The 15,951-nt window shown below is 71.0% G+C and carries 17 protein-coding genes and 1 pseudogene; 6 read left to right on the top strand and 12 right to left on the bottom strand.

Translation table 11 applies throughout. The annotated features are described in order from the left end of the window. The 5 genes and pseudogenes from AC5WRL_RS23975 to AC5WRL_RS23995 form a co-directional block, all read right to left on the bottom strand. Positions 1-239 (bottom strand): annotated as a pseudogene (locus AC5WRL_RS23975) (hypothetical protein); the annotation flags it as partial. Between the two features lie 12 nt (positions 240-251). After that, on the bottom strand, positions 252-689 hold the full coding sequence (locus AC5WRL_RS23980; protein WP_496090728.1) for a hypothetical protein: 438 nt from the start codon (positions 687-689) through the stop codon (positions 252-254). 81 nt (positions 690-770) lie between these two features. Then, on the bottom strand, positions 771-1,064 hold the full coding sequence (locus AC5WRL_RS23985) for a WXG100 family type VII secretion target (RefSeq protein ID WP_496090729.1): 294 nt from the start codon (positions 1,062-1,064) through the stop codon (positions 771-773). Between the two features lie 29 nt (positions 1,065-1,093). Next, positions 1,094-1,450, bottom strand: coding sequence for a WXG100 family type VII secretion target (locus AC5WRL_RS23990; protein WP_496090730.1), 357 nt, complete (start codon positions 1,448-1,450; stop codon positions 1,094-1,096). A gap of 43 nt (positions 1,451-1,493) precedes the next feature. After that, complete coding sequence (locus AC5WRL_RS23995; RefSeq protein ID WP_496090731.1) at positions 1,494-1,919, bottom strand: hypothetical protein; 426 nt, start codon at positions 1,917-1,919, stop codon at positions 1,494-1,496. 197 nt (positions 1,920-2,116) lie between these two features. Here AC5WRL_RS23995 and AC5WRL_RS24000 point away from each other — a divergent pair, with 197 nt between their 5' ends. Further along, entirely contained in the window at positions 2,117-2,392 is a 276-nt protein-coding gene (locus AC5WRL_RS24000; protein WP_496090732.1) for a hypothetical protein, read from the top strand. A 75-nt stretch (positions 2,393-2,467) separates the two neighbouring features. Continuing rightward, positions 2,468-2,731: a DUF397 domain-containing protein gene (locus AC5WRL_RS24005; RefSeq protein ID WP_030738130.1), complete on the top strand. Its 264-nt coding sequence runs from the start codon at positions 2,468-2,470 to the stop codon at positions 2,729-2,731. 18 nt (positions 2,732-2,749) lie between these two features. On the opposite strand, the gene AC5WRL_RS24010 is transcribed toward AC5WRL_RS24005, so the two are convergent. From AC5WRL_RS24010 to eccB, 3 genes are read right to left on the bottom strand one after another with little or no spacing between them, the layout of a single operon-like run. Then, entirely contained in the window at positions 2,750-4,177 is a 1,428-nt protein-coding gene (locus AC5WRL_RS24010; protein ID WP_496090733.1) for an outer membrane protein assembly factor BamB family protein, read from the bottom strand. Between the two features lie 27 nt (positions 4,178-4,204). Next, positions 4,205-5,431, bottom strand: coding sequence for a type VII secretion-associated serine protease mycosin (gene mycP / locus AC5WRL_RS24015; protein WP_496090734.1), 1,227 nt, complete (start codon positions 5,429-5,431; stop codon positions 4,205-4,207). Between the two features lie 14 nt (positions 5,432-5,445). Then, positions 5,446-6,954, bottom strand: a complete 1,509-nt coding sequence (gene eccB, locus AC5WRL_RS24020) for a type VII secretion protein EccB (RefSeq protein ID WP_496090735.1) — start codon at positions 6,952-6,954, stop codon at positions 5,446-5,448. Positions 6,955-7,087: 133 nt separating this feature from the next. Between eccB and eccE the strand changes: the two genes are divergently transcribed. The 4 genes from eccE (at position 7,088) to AC5WRL_RS24040 (ending at position 13,059) form a co-directional block, all read left to right on the top strand. Beyond that, on the top strand, positions 7,088-8,431 hold the full coding sequence (gene eccE, locus AC5WRL_RS24025; protein ID WP_496090736.1) for a type VII secretion protein EccE: 1,344 nt from the start codon (positions 7,088-7,090) through the stop codon (positions 8,429-8,431). After that, positions 8,431-9,114, top strand: a complete 684-nt coding sequence (locus AC5WRL_RS24030; protein WP_496090737.1) for a hypothetical protein — start codon at positions 8,431-8,433, stop codon at positions 9,112-9,114. The genes eccE and AC5WRL_RS24030 overlap by 1 nt, the downstream gene beginning before the upstream one ends. A gap of 41 nt (positions 9,115-9,155) precedes the next feature. Then, positions 9,156-10,103, top strand: coding sequence for a DUF8017 domain-containing protein (locus tag AC5WRL_RS24035; RefSeq protein ID WP_496090738.1), 948 nt, complete (start codon positions 9,156-9,158; stop codon positions 10,101-10,103). A 259-nt stretch (positions 10,104-10,362) separates the two neighbouring features. Then, complete coding sequence (locus AC5WRL_RS24040) at positions 10,363-13,059, top strand: SCO5717 family growth-regulating ATPase (RefSeq protein WP_496090739.1); 2,697 nt, start codon at positions 10,363-10,365, stop codon at positions 13,057-13,059. A gap of 70 nt (positions 13,060-13,129) precedes the next feature. On the opposite strand, the gene AC5WRL_RS24045 is transcribed toward AC5WRL_RS24040, so the two are convergent. From AC5WRL_RS24045 to AC5WRL_RS24060, 4 genes are all read right to left on the bottom strand, one after another. Beyond that, positions 13,130-14,068: a bifunctional riboflavin kinase/FAD synthetase gene (locus AC5WRL_RS24045; protein ID WP_496090740.1), complete on the bottom strand. Its 939-nt coding sequence runs from the start codon at positions 14,066-14,068 to the stop codon at positions 13,130-13,132. 93 nt (positions 14,069-14,161) lie between these two features. Beyond that, a complete protein-coding gene (gene truB / locus AC5WRL_RS24050; protein WP_496090741.1) occupies positions 14,162-15,097 on the bottom strand; it encodes a tRNA pseudouridine(55) synthase TruB in 936 nt (311 codons plus the stop codon). Beyond that, positions 15,094-15,606 (bottom strand): 30S ribosome-binding factor RbfA, encoded by a 513-nt coding sequence (gene rbfA / locus AC5WRL_RS24055; RefSeq protein ID WP_496090742.1) that lies wholly within the window; start codon positions 15,604-15,606, stop codon positions 15,094-15,096. The genes truB and rbfA overlap by 4 nt, the downstream gene beginning before the upstream one ends. Positions 15,607-15,630: 24 nt before the next feature. Further along, positions 15,631-15,927: a DUF503 domain-containing protein gene (locus tag AC5WRL_RS24060; RefSeq protein WP_496090743.1), complete on the bottom strand. Its 297-nt coding sequence runs from the start codon at positions 15,925-15,927 to the stop codon at positions 15,631-15,633. Positions 15,928-15,951 lie beyond the last annotated feature (24 nt).

The following is a 15,951-nucleotide window of genomic DNA, read 5'->3' on the forward strand; positions in this document are numbered from 1 at the left end:
GTGGCTTGCTGCAACGCCGCCTCGAACTGTCCGGCCTGGGCGAATACGTGCGGCACGGTCACCGCCGCGTTCTCGCCCTCCCAGCTTGCCGATCGCGCCCGGTCGGCCATGCTTTCCGCTGGCTCCTGCATCTCAGCAAGGCGCTGAACCTGTTCCTCCCAGCTTTGTCTCGCCTGGTGCAGCTTGTCCAGCGACGCGTTGAAAAGGTCTTCGAATCCCAGGCGATCCCCACCGGCCATGCTGGCTTCTCCTCAGGCCAAGCTGCTGATGTAGCGAGCGGTATCGGATGTCTGAGTTCTGACCATCTCAGCCTGAATCTCCAGTTCGCCGCCCGCGTGTGACACCACGGTGTACTGGAGATGCTGTGAGATCCCAAGGCAGGCCTCCCGCAACGTCTCCACCTGGGACTGCCACGCCTCTGCCACATCCATCAAGGCTGGGCCGGTATCAAATCCGGGTGTCCGCAGGAGAATTCCCGCCACTCGCGTTGGGTTGTCAGCCACCAGTCCATGTTCCTGAAGTGCGGTGGCCAGCTCATCGGCCTGCTCTCCTATGGGACCGATGTCCTCACCATGGACAACGAGTTGCCCTGCCCCGCCAGAGGATACCGGGCTGCCATTGAGCTGAGTACGAGCAATCTCCTCTCGCGCGTCCGTCTGGGCCTGAGCCCACTCCTCGTCGAATCCCATTGCTGCGGACCCTCCCCTGGTTGAAAGCAGTCTTCGGGGCACCGGTCACTCCCGGTGCCCCGAAGATCTGAGTTCTGATGTTCAGGCCGGGTAGTGCAGGTTGTTGGCAGCCCGCTGATCCATCCGCTGATAGGCCGGACCAGTGTTCCCAAGCGCCACCGAGGTCGCCGAGGACACGCCCTTCAGGTTGGCCACTTCCTCACTCAGAATCGCCATGTGCTGGTCAAGGGCGTCCTTGGAGACACCGGTCCATCCCGCAGAAACGGCGCGCATCGAGGACTGGATGTCCTCAAGCAGCCGCTCCAGCCGTCCGGTAACTCCCCTGAAGTTCTCAGAGCCTTCTGTCAGAGAACTGTAGTTCGCTGTCAATCGCATGTTGCGCTCTCCTCGTCGCTCGATTTCGTTCAGAGACTCATGATGTTGGCATTGCCTTGGACCTGCGTGGCCGTGACCGCCTTGAACTGGGCGATAAGCTCCTCTTCCTCGGCGCTGAAGCCGTCCTTGCTCATCCTGACGAGGTCAGCCAGCTTCTCCAAGGAGGTGGAGAGTCTGCCGAAGTCAACGTTCACCTCGGTCTGCCCTCGGTTGAACTGGTTGGCGCTCTCGCCGGACCATCCCGCCATCACGGCATCCTGCGCTCCGCCGGAGCTGTTCTTCTGCTGGTCGACGATCCCGCGAGCCTCTTCGAGCGCCGACAACAGTCCTTCGATCAGGGCGCTGTCAACGACAAGATGGTTTCCGCTGGCGTTGGCATCAGCCATAACGTCTCCTCCTTCTGTCCGTCAATCTTCTGTGCAGGTTCCCCTACGACAGGGGCGTGATTCCCGGTGGGCCGTACAGGTCCACGTCAGTGACCGGCGGTGGTGGTGTGTAGTCCTCCGCCAGATGGGCCATGATCTGCTGGAGACGTTCCAAGTTCTCCGCCTCGACGTTCTCGTAGCCCTGTTGCGAGATCAGCGTCGCAATGGCCAGGGCTTCGATCAGGTCCTGCTGGATCCGTACGAATGCTTCCAGCCGGCCCACCGCGTGGCCGAACTCGTGGGAGATCTGTGTCATCCCGGGAATGAGCCCGCCGTAGTTGGACTGATCCATCCGCAGGGCGGCCATCAGTGAAGGCGTCAGGCCCGCCGTCTGCGTGGTGGTCAGCAAATCGTCCAGTCGGCCGCGGAACTGGCCCAGAGCCTCCGTGGATACGACCAGGTCCGCTGACGGGCCGGTTTCGTCAGGCATACCCCACCCCCATCGTTCTCTACCCCCCGTGCCCCCTCGATCGCCGTTCGTAGCTCATCTTATGCGGTGGCTACATCGGGCAGACATGTGGGTAACCACGCGAGTGAGGCTAGTGACGGTTCCCGCACCGGACATCCGTACAGATACTCATCCATGGTGCTGAGTACCGAGGCACACCGAACGTCTATGCTCTTGACGTGACTTCGACACCACAGGGGCTGACCCCACGGCAGGCCAGACGGCTGCGCATGGGCATCGCCGCGGCGGCGATGGCCGCGATGGCGGTGGTGCTCGTCATCCAGCTCGGTGACGGCTCCTCCTTGGTGTCGCTCGGTCTGTACGGCGCCGCCTTCGTACTGTCGGGCGCCGTCATCGAGATGAGCCGCCGCGGGCGGACCCGGCTGGGGATGGCGGTGCTGGTGGCCGGCTTCGTCCTCGTGCTGGCCGCCGAGTGGCTGTTGCGCAGCCGATAGTCCACGCGCCGGTGCGCTGCGTTACGATCGCTCGCAGACCGCAGCGTTGAGGGATGCAGAAGGGAGCCTCCGCCGATGTCCGGGACGGAGACCGAGGCCGAGATCGCCGCTCGCAAGGAGCGGGAGAAGAACGAGCTGTACGCGCTGGACATCTCCGGGGTGGAGTGGCTCAGCGCCCCCGGCAGCCCCGAGGAGGAGCGCGTCGAGATCGCGTATCTCCCGGGCGGTGGCGTGGGCATGCGCAACTCCAGTGACCCGGACACCGTGCTGCGGTACACCGCTGCGGAGTGGGAGGCATTCGTCCTCGGTGCGCGGGACGGCGAGTTCGACATCGAGTAGAACTCGACAGTCCCAAGGTCACCGGTAGGCCAGCAGGGCCGTCTCCGGTTGGCGGGCGTCCGTATAGAAGTCGGTGGCGGCCATGACCAGGGTCTCGGTATTCGGGTCCCACACCACTCGCACGCCGAGGCCCAGGAACCCCCACATGCCGCTCTCCGGGGCGGCATCCGGATCCAGGGTCATGATAGTGCGCTCCGCCAGCGTTTCGGGGTCGATCGCCAGCAACGTTCCCGGGCTTTCGTCGAACTCCGGCCGGTAGACAAGGAACTCCCCCTCCACCATGGCGATCGGCCGCATCGGCCTTCTGTTGGAGGGGATGTCGCCCACCAGCTCGCCCGTCCTCAGGTCGAAAATGGACATCCCGATCGTGTCCAGCCCCTTGATGGCGAGATAGTCCCCGCCGACGACGGCCTCCCCGCACGACCAACGGGACAGCACACTGCATGGATACGTTTGCCGGCCCTTCAGGTACTCCACCTCCCTGAGCTCGGAGTTCCTGGTGTCCTCCACCACGAATACCCGATCGACACCGCCGAACATCCCGTCCAGACGGGCGTGGATGACCAGCGGTTCGACGGAGATCACGCCCACGATCTCCAGTTCCGATCCTTCTACCTCATAATCGAATTCCCATCGCCACAGCTCCTGCCCGTCCTCCGTTGTCGCGCGCAACCCGGTGCCGTCGTAGCCGTAGCCACAACCGCCGAGACCATTGCATCCGGTCCCGCAGTTCAGCTGGGAAATGAAGGCGTCATCCAGCGTCGTGAAACCCGTCTCGGCACAACGTTGCTGCGGCTCGGTCCACCAAAGCTGCTCGCCATCACTGATCCGGAATCCGGCGCCCCCACTGGGAGAACCCACCGCGACGGTGTCGCCCAGGATCGTCGGTTCCCGGTATGGCGAGTTCAGCCGCGCGGGGGTCAACGGGATGGTGATCTGCTCCTCGCCAGTTGTGAGATCGACCACGATCAGATATTCACAGCCCATTCCCGCGAGGACAGCGATCCGGCCCGCATTGATCTGAGGGGAGGCCGTGCAGCTGTCCCGTCCTGCCGCCAGAGGCATGCTCCACCGTTCACCGCCATCGGACAATGCGTAGGACACCAGGGCCTCGGGCATGACCCGCACCACCGTATCCCCGTACAACCAGACTCCGCCTTCGCGCACCATTTCGTTGAAGGAACTCAAGTCAGGTGCGGGTGTCTCCCAGGCCATTGTCGCCTCGATCAGCTCCGTCGGCAGAGGGACGAGGGGAGGTGGTTCCGCCGGGACGGTCGCCGTCTGTTCCGGGCCGCGCCGCTGTTCGAGCGCCCACACCAGGCCGCCTGCTGATGCCAGCACTGCCAGGGACAGGGCGATCAGCAGGGCGGCAGCCCAGCGGGGGTGGCCGGTGGGGGCGGGTCGTGGCGGGATGGGTGGGCCGAAGGTGCCGTGGGGGTGGGGCATGTGCGGTGTTTCTCCCGGGCGGAGCGGTCAGGGCTTCGGGGTGTGGTGACGGCGGCGGCGGTCGCGGAGGATCAGGGCCGTGCCGGCCACCGAGGCGGTCACCACGGTGCCGGTGAGCAGGACGTACGTGCCCAGGCGTTCGGCACGCGCGGCGTAGGACTCGCCCAGTTGGAGTTCCGGTATGTCGGGGGCCGGGGCGGGCGGGGCCGGCTCGTCCGGGACCGGGATGTCGCCGGGGGCGGTGGGGTCCGTCAGGGCGCGGACCGGGTCCACCACGCCCCAGCCGACGTACGGATCGGGCCCGGGGATCCCGCGCTCCGCCGTCTGCTGGAGGTGGGCGACGATCTGCGCCGCGCTCCAGTCCGGGTGTTTGGCGCGCAGCAGCGCGGCGACGCCCGCGACGTACGGGGCGGCGAAGCTGGTGCCGTTGTCCACGCACTGGCCGCCGCCCGGGACGGTGGAGACCATGTCCACGCCGGGGGCGGCTATCCCGACGAAGTCGCCGGCCTGGGAGAAGAAGGCCCGCTCGTTGTTGCGGTCCGAGGCCGCCACCGCCAGGACGCCCTCGTACGCCGCCGGGAAGGTCTCCCTCAGCTCGCCGTCCGCGCCGTCGTTGCCCACCGACGCGATGACCACGATCTCTCGCGCCAGGGCCCCGTCTATCGCCTGCTTCAGGGCGGAGTCGTCGGGCAGTTGCTCCTCGCTGTCCTGCGAGATGTTGATGATCTGCGCGCCCTGCGCGACCGCGTGGTCGATCGACCAGGCCAGGGATTCGACGGTGCCGTTGCCGTACTCGTCGTTCTGCCGCACCGGAATGATGACGGCGCCCGGGGCCAGCCCCACGAAGCCGCTGGCGTCGTCGGGCCGGGCCGCGATGATGCCGGCGACCTTGGTGCCGTGGCCCACGGTGTCCGTGGTGCCGTCCCCGTGGCTCTCCCGGGTGGGTTTGTCGTCCTCGCGCGGGTCGGGTGGGGTGAAGTCCGCGCCCGCCGCCCGGTCGACGGCCTGCGCGAGCTGCGGGTTGGCCACGTCCACGCCGCTGTCGATCACGGCCACCCGTACGCCCTCGCCCCGGGTGTCCTGCCACAGCCGGTCGAGCAGCACCCGCTGCAACGACCAGGGCTGTTCCCCGATCGGGTCGGACGGGAAGGTGCAGCGCCGGTCGTCGGCCCGGGCCGTACCCGCCGGGCCGTACGGTACGTACAGGACGCCGGCCGCCAGCGTGACGGCTGCCAGTGCGTTCAGTGGTCTCATCCGCGCTCCCCCGCTCATGAGCCCTGCGGCTGCTGCGCGCTGTCGCGGGCCAGTCGCGGACCGACGGGCAGCAACTGCGACCAGTGGGCCGGTACCGGCACCGGGGTGACGTCCCGGTAGCCCAGCCGGATCTGCGCGTCGTCGGCGCTCTGCTCGGCGGTGGCGCCGGCCGCCACCGCGTACCGCAGCCCGGTGTCGGTGACCAGGAACAGCCCGCCGGCCTCGGCCTGTTCGCCCTGCACCTGGCGGTAGAGCAACCCGGAGCCGGGGGTGACGTACGCGCTGCTCGCCTCGTTCACGATGGTGGCCGGGTAGCCGGTGCCGGCCCAGGTGCTGAGTTCGGTGCTGCCGTCGTCCTCGTCCACCGCGCGCAGTACGGAGCAGACGGTCTCGCGCGGATTGTCGTCCTCCGCGAGGGCGTTGACCTGCTCGGCGGCGTGGGCCGGCCAGTGGTGGTCGCGGTCGATGCTGTCGGCCGCCGGGGCCGGCGTGAAGGTCTGCGCGCCGACCTCCATCGCGCCGCTCACCTGGTCCAGTGTGCGGGCGTCCGGGCTGTACAGCAGCAGCCGGGCGGTGAACTCCGAGATCGGCACCACCTTCCCCGGCAGCACCACATAGTGCTGCGGCCCGGCGCCCGTCGGGGCCAGCAGCACCATCCCCACCCGGTCCGCCGAGGCGACCAGGCCCGGGACGCCCGCCGGTTCGCCGATGACACCGTCCAGTTGCGGAAAGACGATGGGGCTGCCGTCGTTCAAGGTGGCCAGCCAGTCCTCGGTGACGGGCTGCGGATCGTGCTCGCTCCCGACGAGTGAACGGTGCAGCAGTTCCGTCTCGTCCGCGGCCATCCCGGCCCAGTCGGGGCCGCCGATGAGGTACTTGGTGCCCGTTCCGTCCACCAGGTAGCGGGCCTCGTCGCGGGTGGAGGTGACGTACAGCACCTGCCCGTCACGCAGCCGCTGCCGTCCCTCGACCCGGTCGGCGTCGCGTTCGGCAAGGACGAACACCGCCTGCTGCACGCTGCCGCCCTCGCCGCTGGGCCGCTGGCACACCGCCCACCGCTTGGCGGTCCCGGCGTCGGCGGCGGACGGCAGCCGGTCCGGGGCGTACGGGATGCCGAGCGTGGCGCCGTGCGGGATGCGGCCGTTGTCCAGCTCGCGTTCGTCCACGCTGACGATGTCGAAGGAGTCGGGGTCCAGCAGCAGCCGCGCGGAGGAGAGGTTGAGGACCGGGTGCAGTTGGTCACGTCCGTCGGTGGTCAGCACCACATACCGGGTGGTGGATTCGCTGCCGATGATGACGTTCTTGTTGGGTTTGTCCCACTGTGCGGGGACGGCCGGCTTGAACATCCCCCAGGCGCCGAAGCCCGCCAGCACCAGCGCGCCGACCACCATGCCGGGCACGACGGCGCGCAGCGGGCGCGGGGCGCCCTCGTCGCTGCCGCTGGGAGAAGGCTGCACAAAGGCGGCGACCCTCCGTTTCTTGGCGTAGGTGTACGCGTTCAGCTCGTCCTTGCGCGAGGCCATGGCCGGGCGCTCCTCCCCCATGCGGCACTGGTTCAGCTGCGTCAACTGTCCGGGTCGGCTGTGCCGACTGCCGGAGTGGACATCTACTATGCCGGGTGACGGTCTGATCACCGGGAGGAGGGGGGCGTTGACGATGACGAGCACGGTGACGGCGGCGACGCCGGAGCGGGATCGGCCCGTGGTGCCCAGGAGTACGCGGGCGCCCTCGGGCAGTGGTGCGGGGGCGGCGGCGGCCGGTGCGGGGTTCGCGGTGTGGCCGCTGATCTGTGTACAGGCGGCAGTGGCGCTGCTGTTGGGCGGCTGGGCGGCGGACAGCTGGGCACTGCTGGCGGCGTCGGTGCTGCCGGCCGGGGTGCTGGTGCTGATCGCGGTGGCCAGGCGGCGCGGGCAGCCGCTGCCGGTGTGGGCGGGCGCGGCGTGGGCGCTGCGCCGCCGCCGGCGGCAGGCCATGGGCCCGCTGCCCCCCGGGGTCGATCCGCTGCTGTCGCTGGCCGCCGAGTGCGAGCCCGGTCTGCGCAGTTACGCGGTGCAGCGGTCACGCCAGGGCGGCGCGGCCGGAAGTGCCGCCTCGGGCTGGGCCGGTGATGTGGGCATGGCCGGTGACGGCAGTCGGCTGACGGCCGTCCTGCGGGTGGAGGCGCCGCGTTCCCCGCTGCAACCCGGGCGGGAGGGCAGCCCGTTGCCGCTGACGCTGCTGGCGGACGCGCTGGAGACGGACGGCATACTCCTGGATTCGGTGCAGTGCGTGCAGCACACCCAGCCGGCGCCGGCGCCGCAGTTGCCCGAGCAGGCGATCGCCGGGCGGAACTACGCCCAGTTGCTGGATGCCGGAGCGCAGGGCGGCCACGCGATGGCGCCGGGGCTGCGGCTCACCTGGGTGGCACTGCGGCTGGATCCGGAGCGCTGCCAGGAGGCGGTGGCCGAGCGCGGTGGCGGGTTGAAGGGCGCGCAGCGCGCGCTGACCCGGGCCGCCGATCAGCTGGCGAGCCGGCTGACCGGAGCGGGGTTCCGTGCCACGGTGCTGTCGGAGGCGGAGTTGCTGTCGGCGGTGGCCGCCTGCACCAGTTCCAACCCGGCGACCACCACGCTGATCGGGCAGGGGGACGGCCCCAGGCCGCGTCGTACGGCGGAGAGTTCGCGGGTGTGGCGGTGCGACGACCGCTGGCACTCGACGTTCGAGGTGACCCGCTGGCCGGCGCTGGGCGCCACGGCGGCCCCACTGTCGGGCCTGGTGGCGCTGCTGACCTCCGGGCCGGCCTTCGCCACCACCTTCGCGCTGACGCTGCGCCGGCACGCCCCGGACTCGGTGTCGGTAGCCGGGCACATACGGGTCACCGGGCGCGGCGAGGAGCATCTGCGGGCAGCCGGCGCCGCGTTGCAGCATGCGGCGCGGGGGGTACGGGTCGGGCTGACCCGGATGGATCACGAGCAGCTGCGCGGGGTGCGGGCCACCCTGCCGCTGGGAGGTGGGCACTGATGGGCCGGGGCGGCGGGCATGTGCTGGCGGCGGACGAACTGGCCGGGCTGGCGCTGCCGGTCGGGGACGACGGCGTGGTGATCGGCGTCGACGTCCGGGGGCGGCCGGCGGTGCTCGGGATACATCACCCGGTGCCGTACGAGATCGTGCTGATCGGCGGCGTGTGGACGGCGCAGGTGCTGGCGCTGCGCGCGGTGGGCACCGGGACCCGGGTGGCGGTGGAGACCGGGCGGCCGTGGCTGTGGACCCGGCTGGCGCAGGCGGCCGACGGCGGCATGGACTTGATGACGCTGCACGAGGTGGGCAAGGTGCCGCCGCTGGGCGCGACGCTGGGGAGCCCGGTGCTGGTGGTCCGCGACTGCGGTGTCCGTCCGCCGCGCGGGCGGGTGGTGTCGGCCCCGTGGCAGCCGGTGCTGACGCTGCTGCCCTATCTGAGCCCGGTCGCGCCCCGGCTGGCCGAGCACGCCGCTCTGGTGGGGGTGCAGCGGGTGTCGCCGGAGGAGGCCGGGCGCATCGGCCCGCTGATGGGGTTGCCGGCGCAGCAGACGGAGGCGCTGTCGACGCTGGCGGAGGACGCCACGGTCTGGTGCACGCGGCGGGCCCGGCAGTTGGTGCGGCTGGTGCCCACCGACGGGGAGGCCGGGCTGCTCGGGCATGCCAGCCGACTGGATCCCAGCAGCTGACCGTTGGCGGTGTCACCAGTACGGATACAGGGGTTGAACAGATGACGTCCGGTGGACAGCCGCCTTGGCAAAACCCTTACCAGGACCCGGCCTATCTGCGGTCGGTCCCGGTGAAGGAGGAGGGCAGCAGGCGCGATCCGAAGAGCGGGGTACGGGCTCTGGCGCTTGGTCTGGGCGCAACCGCACTGACCTTCACCACAATCACCGCCGTGCTGCTGCTGACCGATCCGGGCCGCACGGCGCGTGGGGCGGACGAGCCGGTGGCCGGGGATACGGAGAGCCCCGGCGGTGGGGACGGTTCCCGTCCCCGTCATCCCGACGACCCGCGCGCACCAATGGCGGAGCAGGCCGACCCGGTGGTCGCCGACGACTGGCTGTTGGTGACCAGTGCCATGTGGTATACGGCCTTCGACGTCCCGCCCGACTGGGGGGTGGCGCCGGAGGGGAGCGTGATCTGGTGGAACGACACAACGGAGGACGACCAGGAAGCCATCACGATCTCTCTCTCCAATCCAGCGGTGCTCTGGGAGGATTCCTGCGACGACTGGAGCGATGAGGCACAGGCCGAAGCGGAAGCTGATGGCGCCGAGGCTCTGCTGGACACACGGGCTGCCGCCGGAACCACGAATGTCCAGGGGGCGACCGGCACCGAGGAAGCGAGCCGACTCCTCGCGGTCGATCTCCTGCGGGCGAACTTTGATCAGAAGGGGGAGGGCGACATCCAGGTGACCGAGGCGGAACCGTTCTTCAACGAGCACGGCATCACCGGTCACATCACGACCGCGACGGTGACGGGGCTGCCGGAGAAGGTCGACTCAAGGTGTCCGGGGCCCGTACGGGACGGTCTGGTGATCGGGATCTCCTATCTCAGCCCCGACAACGACCTTGTGGGGTGGGGGCTGATGGCCGACACCGGGTATGAGGACGAGCTTTCCGATGAGACCATTGAGCAGATCGTGGGCAGTGTCCGGTACTACAACGCTGGTTGATCACGAGGCCGGCGGGCCGGCTTCCTCCGCTGTCCGCCTCGCACCGGTTTCCGCTGTGATGCGCGTCGCGCGGTCGTGGGGAGCGGTACGAGGCCCCTGGCTGTGATGATTAGGCTGAGAGTGGTCGCGGCGACCCAGCGCCGCCGGGACATTCACCCCGGTCCATGCCGAGGGAACCGCACGGGGGCTCAGGTCCGTCATCCGCGTAACGGTCCCATGATGCCCGGGCCAGAAAGCAATATCAGCAGCGGGAGGCGTCGTGAACACCGATCGGGACAAGGTTCGCACCGGGGAGGAGATCTCCGCCCCTGACGAACGGCCCGATGATGAGCTCCTCGACGAGGGGCCGGAGAACACCGGGCAGTTCACCATCGACTACACCCCACCCGCCTGGTATTCGGGCGGCGTGACGGGGAGCGAAGCGGCGGCCGTGCCGCCGCCGGTGAGCGCTTCCCCGCCGGCTGCCGTACCGCCGCCCGCTCCGACGCCCGCACCCGCGCCGGCCCCCGTTGACCGGGGGCCGGTCCCGGAGCTGCATCCGCAGGATGTGTCGGTGCCCGCACCCGCGCCGGAACCACCTGCTCCGCACGGCGAGGGTGAGCAGCAGAACAACACGACGCTCCAGTTCTCCGCCGCCGCTGTGCGCAAGGCCATCGGGGAGCAGCGCCCGCCGCAGCATCCCGCACCGGCCGCCGGGCCGGGCCCCGTACCGCCGGTGCCGCCGGCCGTGCCGCCCGGCGGACTGCCGCCGCTGCCGCCGGACTTCCAGATCAAGCCCCCGGTCCCGGCCGAGGCACCGCCGGCCGTGCCGGCGGTGCCCGAGGCAGCCACCGCCGGGGCGCCGGCGGAGTCCGCCGACGCCGCGCCGGAGATGATGGGCGCCGCCGGGGCGCCGCCGGACGCCACGTTTGTCTTCACCCCGAAGAGTGCGCCGGACGCCGCGCAGGATCAGCCGCCCGTACGGGTCGAGTTCGCCCGCGCGGAGCCGGAAACGCCGATCCCCGTGGAGGAGGAGCCGGAACCGGCCGCGGGGATCGCGGAGCAGGAAGAGCCGCAGGACGCCATTCCCCCGGCCTTCCTCCAGCAGGCGGCGGCCGAGGCCGCGGAGCAGAAGGCCCAGCCCCCCGCCCCGCAGCCCGGGCCGATCAGCCCGCTCACCCCGTACACCCCGCCGGAGCAGGGCGCGGCCCCCGCGCCCACCACGCCGCCGCTGCCTCAGCCGCCGCATCAGGGTGGTACGCCGCCCATTCCGCAGCCCGGAGCGGACGGCGCCCTCGCGCCGTACCCGCAGCCGGGGCAGCAGCCCGGCGCGCCGTTCGCCCAGCCGGGTCAGCCCGGTCCCGGTGCGGCGGTGGCTCCGTACCCGGGCGTCCCGGGGCCCGTTCAGCCCGACCCCGCTCACGCGCCGCACCAGCAGCCCGCTGCCGGCGGGGGCCTCGCCCCGTACCCGCAGCCCGTGCCCCAGCCCCCGGGCGGCATCGCGCCGTATCAGCAGCCCGGTCAGCCCGGCGGCTACCCCCAGCCGCCGCAGCAACAGCAGCACCAGCCCGGCGCCCCCTATCCGCACCCGCAGCAGCAGCCGGCTCAGCCGGGCCAGGACGATCAGAGTGACCGTCCCGGGCTGCTCCCGTACGGCCGGCCCGCCGGGCCGCAGTTCGCCCAGGCCCAGGCCCAGCCCGGAGCCCCCGCCCCGCCCGCCCCCGCGCAGCCCGCACCGGACCCCCGGGCCACCGGCGGCTGGCCCGGCACGCAGCCGTACGAGGGCGCCCAGCCCGGCGCGCTCGGCTACACCGCCTCCGTGGAGCTGTCCTCGGACCGGCTGCTCCAGGACAAACGCCGCAACAAGCAGCGTTCCCAGCCGGCCTCCAAGGCGGGCTCGCGGTTCCGGCTCGGTGGCAAGGCGGCGGAGGCGGAGCGGCAGCGCAAGCTGGACGTGATCCGTACCCCCGTGCTGTCCTGCTACCGGATCGCCGTCATCAGTCTCAAGGGCGGCGTCGGCAAGACCACCACGACGACCGCGCTGGGCGCCACGCTCGCCAGTGAGCGGCAGGACAAGGTGATCGCGATCGATGCCAACCCGGACGCCGGCACCCTCGGCCGCCGGGTGCGCCGCGAGACGGGTGCCACCATCCGCGATCTGGTCGGCGCGATCCCGTATCTCAACAGCTACATGGACATCCGCCGGTTCACCTCGCAGGCGCCCTCGGGTCTGGAGATCCTCGCCAATGACGTGGATCCGGCGATCTCGACGACCTTCAACGACGAGGACTACCGGCGCGTCATCGACGTGCTCGGCAAGCAGTACCCGATCATCCTCACCGACTCGGGCACCGGCCTGCTCTACAGCGCGATGCGCGGCGTCCTGGACCTCGCCGATCAGCTGATCATCGTCTCCACGCCCTCGGTGGACGGTGCCAGTAGCGCCAGCACCACCCTCGACTGGCTGTCCGCGCACGGCTACGGCGAGCTGGTGCAGCGCAGCGTCACCGTGATCTCCGGGGTGCGGGAGACCGGCCGGCTGGTGAAGGTCGAGGACATCGTGGCGCACTTCCAGACCCGTTGCCGCGGCGTGATCGTCGCCCCGTTCGACGAGCATCTGGCGGCCGGCGCCGAGCTGGATCTGGATCTGATCCGGCCCAAGACCCGGCAGGCGTACTTCGATCTCGCCGCGCTGATCGCCGAGGACTTCGCCCGCGCCCAGCAGCAGCAGGGGCTGTGGACCCAGGACGGCGGGCTGCCGCCGCACATGGCGCCGCCGCTGCCCGGCCAGGGACACCCGCAGGGCCAGGTGCCCGGCCAGCCGCCGCAGGGGTACGGTTACCCGCCGCCGCACCAGCAGCCGCCGCCGGGATACGGATACCCCCACCAGCAGCCTCCGCAGCAACCGCAGCACCCCGGGTACGGCTTCCCGCAGCAGCCGGGCGGCTGGGGAGCGCCCCCGCCGCCCCAGCGCTGACCGCAGCTCACGCACGACGGCCGCCGCCGACCTCCCCGAGGTCGGCGGCGGCCGTCATCGTGTCGGCCCGTCAGTCCCGCAGCTCACGCACCCGCTGCTTGTCCTCCTCCAGCCGGGCCATGAAGTCGTCCAGGCTGGCGAAGGTCTCCTGCCCGCGCACATAGGAGTGGAAGTCCACGGCCACCCACCGCCCGTACAGCTCCAGATCGGTGCGGTCCACCGCGTGCGCCTCCACCGAGCGCACGGTGCCGTCGAACTGCGGGTTGGTCCCGATCGAGATCGCCGCCGGCCAGCGCTCCTGCCCCGCCGTCAGCCATCCCGCGTACACCCCGTCCGCCGGGATCGCCGAGCCCGGCACCACATCCAGGTTCGCCGTCGGGATGCCCAGGTCACGGCCGCGCGCCGCGCCGTGCACCACTTCCCCCTCCAGCCGGTGCGGACGCCCCAGCACCGCCGCCGCGCCCGCCACGTCGCCCTCGGCGATCAGCCGGCGCGCCAGCGAGGAGGAGAACGGCTCGCCCTCCCCCACCGCGCCGCGCACGTACAGATCGATGACCCGGACCTCGAAGCCGTGCTCGCGCCCCAGCTCCTCCAGCGTCGCGACCGTGCCGGCCGCGCGGTGCCCGAAGCGGAAGTTCGGCCCTTCCACCACGGACAGCGCGTGCAACTTCTCCACCAGCACCTTCACCACGAACTCCGCGGGCGACAGCCGCGACAGCTCCTTCGTGAACGGCAGCACCAGCACCGCGTCCACCCCCAGCCGCTCCATCAGCTCGGCGCGCCGCCCGTGCGGGGCCAGCAGCGCCGGCTGGCTGCCCGGCCGGATCACCTCCATCGGATGCGGGTCGAAGGTGATCACCACCGCCGGAACGCCCAGCTCCCTGGCCCGTTCCACCGCCTTGCCGATGATCAGCTGATGACCGAGGTGCACGCCGTCGTACGACCCGATGGTGACGACGCTGCGCCCCCAGTCACCGGGGATCTCCGCCATGCCACGCCAGCGCTGCACCGTTCTCGCTCCTCGCTGATTCCTTGCGGGTTCCACTGGGCCGGTACGGTGGCCCACCGCGGCTCCAAGGTACCCGGCCCCCGACCGGGGCCGTCACGACGGGGATGGTGCGGGGGCGGCGAAGACCGCCAGGCTCTTGGCCCGCGCGTCGCCGGCCGTGTCGACCAGGGCGATCAGCCGCCGCTGTGGGCCGAACACCGCTACCGGACCGGCCGGCAGCTCCGGCGGCGCCGCGACGCGCACCCCGTTGCCGATCAGCCGGGCCTGCCGCTCGTCCACGTCCCAGCGCGGGAACGCCGCCGCCGCGGCGTCCGCCAGCGGCAGCGGGGTCAGTTCGGCACGCAACTCGTCGAGCGTACGGGCGCCGCCCGGGCCACCGAGCCCGTACGGGCCGACCCGGGTACGGCGCAGCGCCGTCAGATGTCCGCCGGTGCCCAGCGCCGCGCCGACGTCGCGGGCCAGCGCCCGGATGTAGGTCCCGGAGGAGCACACCACGCCCACCGTCACATCGGTGACGGGGGTGCCGTCCGCCGCCGCCGTCCCGGTCACCTGGTGCACGTCGAAGGAGCGCACCGTGACCGGCCGGGCGGGGAGTTCGACGTCCTCGCCGTCCCGTACCCGCTTGTAGGACCGCTTGCCGTCCACCTTGATGGCGCTGACGCTGGCCGGTACCTGGAGGATGTCGCCGGTCAGCGCCGCCACCGCGGCGTCCAGGGCGGCGCGGTCCACGCCGGACGCCCCTGCGCCGCCGGTGAACTCGCCCTCCGCGTCGTCGGTGACGGTGGTCTGGCCGAGCCGGATGACGCCCAGGTACTCCTTCTCCGTGAGCGCAAGATGCCCCAGCAGCTTGGTGGCCTGGCCCAGGCCCAGCACCAGAACCCCGGTGGCCATCGGGTCCAGCGTCCCGGCGTGCCCGACACGGCGGGTACGGGCGATGCCGCGCAGCTGGGCCACCACGTCGTGCGAGGTGTGCCCGGCGGGCTTGTCGACGACGACGATGCCCTCCGGGCCACCGCTGGCTCTGCTCATCGGTCGGTACGGTCCTCGGTGCTGTCCGCGTTGTCCGCGCCGCCCGCGTTGTCCGCGTTGTCCGCGCCGTCCTCGTCGCTCTCGCCCTCGGCCTCGGCCTTGTACGGGTCGGCCTCCCCTGCGTACTGGGCGCCGGCGGAGGTACGGCGTACCTCCTCGTCCCGCTCCCGCGCCTGGTCGAACAGGTGCTCAAGGTTACGGGCGGTCTCCGGCAGCGCGTCGGGGACGAACTCCAGGCTCGGGGTGTGCTTGACCCCGGCCGCCGCGCCCACCGCCGAGCGCAGCATGCCCTTGGCGCTGTTCAGTCCGGCGGCGACCTCCTCGCGGGCGCTCTCGTCGCCGTACACCGTGTAGAAGACGGTCGCTTCCCGCAGATCGCCGGTCACCCGGGTGTCGGTGATGGTGACCCTGGTCCCGAGCCTCGGGTCTTTGATACCCCGCTGGAGTTTCTGGGCGATCACCTCGCGGATGAGGTCCGCCAGCCGCTTCGCGCGCGCCTTGTCGGCCACTGGTCCTTCTCCTTGCCACTCTTGCTATTCGTCGTGATCGCCGTGGATCCGCCGCCGTACGGACAGCAGTTCCACCTCGGGGCGGGCGGCCACCAGCCGCTCGCAGTCGTCCAGGAGGCCGGACAGATGTCCGTGCTCCCCGGAGACCGCGGCCAGGCCGATTTCGGCCCGGCGGTGGAGGTCCTGGTCGCCGACCTCGGCGGCGGAGACCCCGTACTTGCGCTGTAGCTCCGCCACGATGGGCCGGACCACGGAGCGCTTCTGCTTGAGGGAGTGCACGTCCCCCAGCAGCAGGTCAAAGGACAACGTCCCGGTATACATGCTGATGATCGTAACGGGAACGGC

The sequence above is a fragment of the Streptomyces sp. NTD107 genome, from assembly GCF_059510435.1.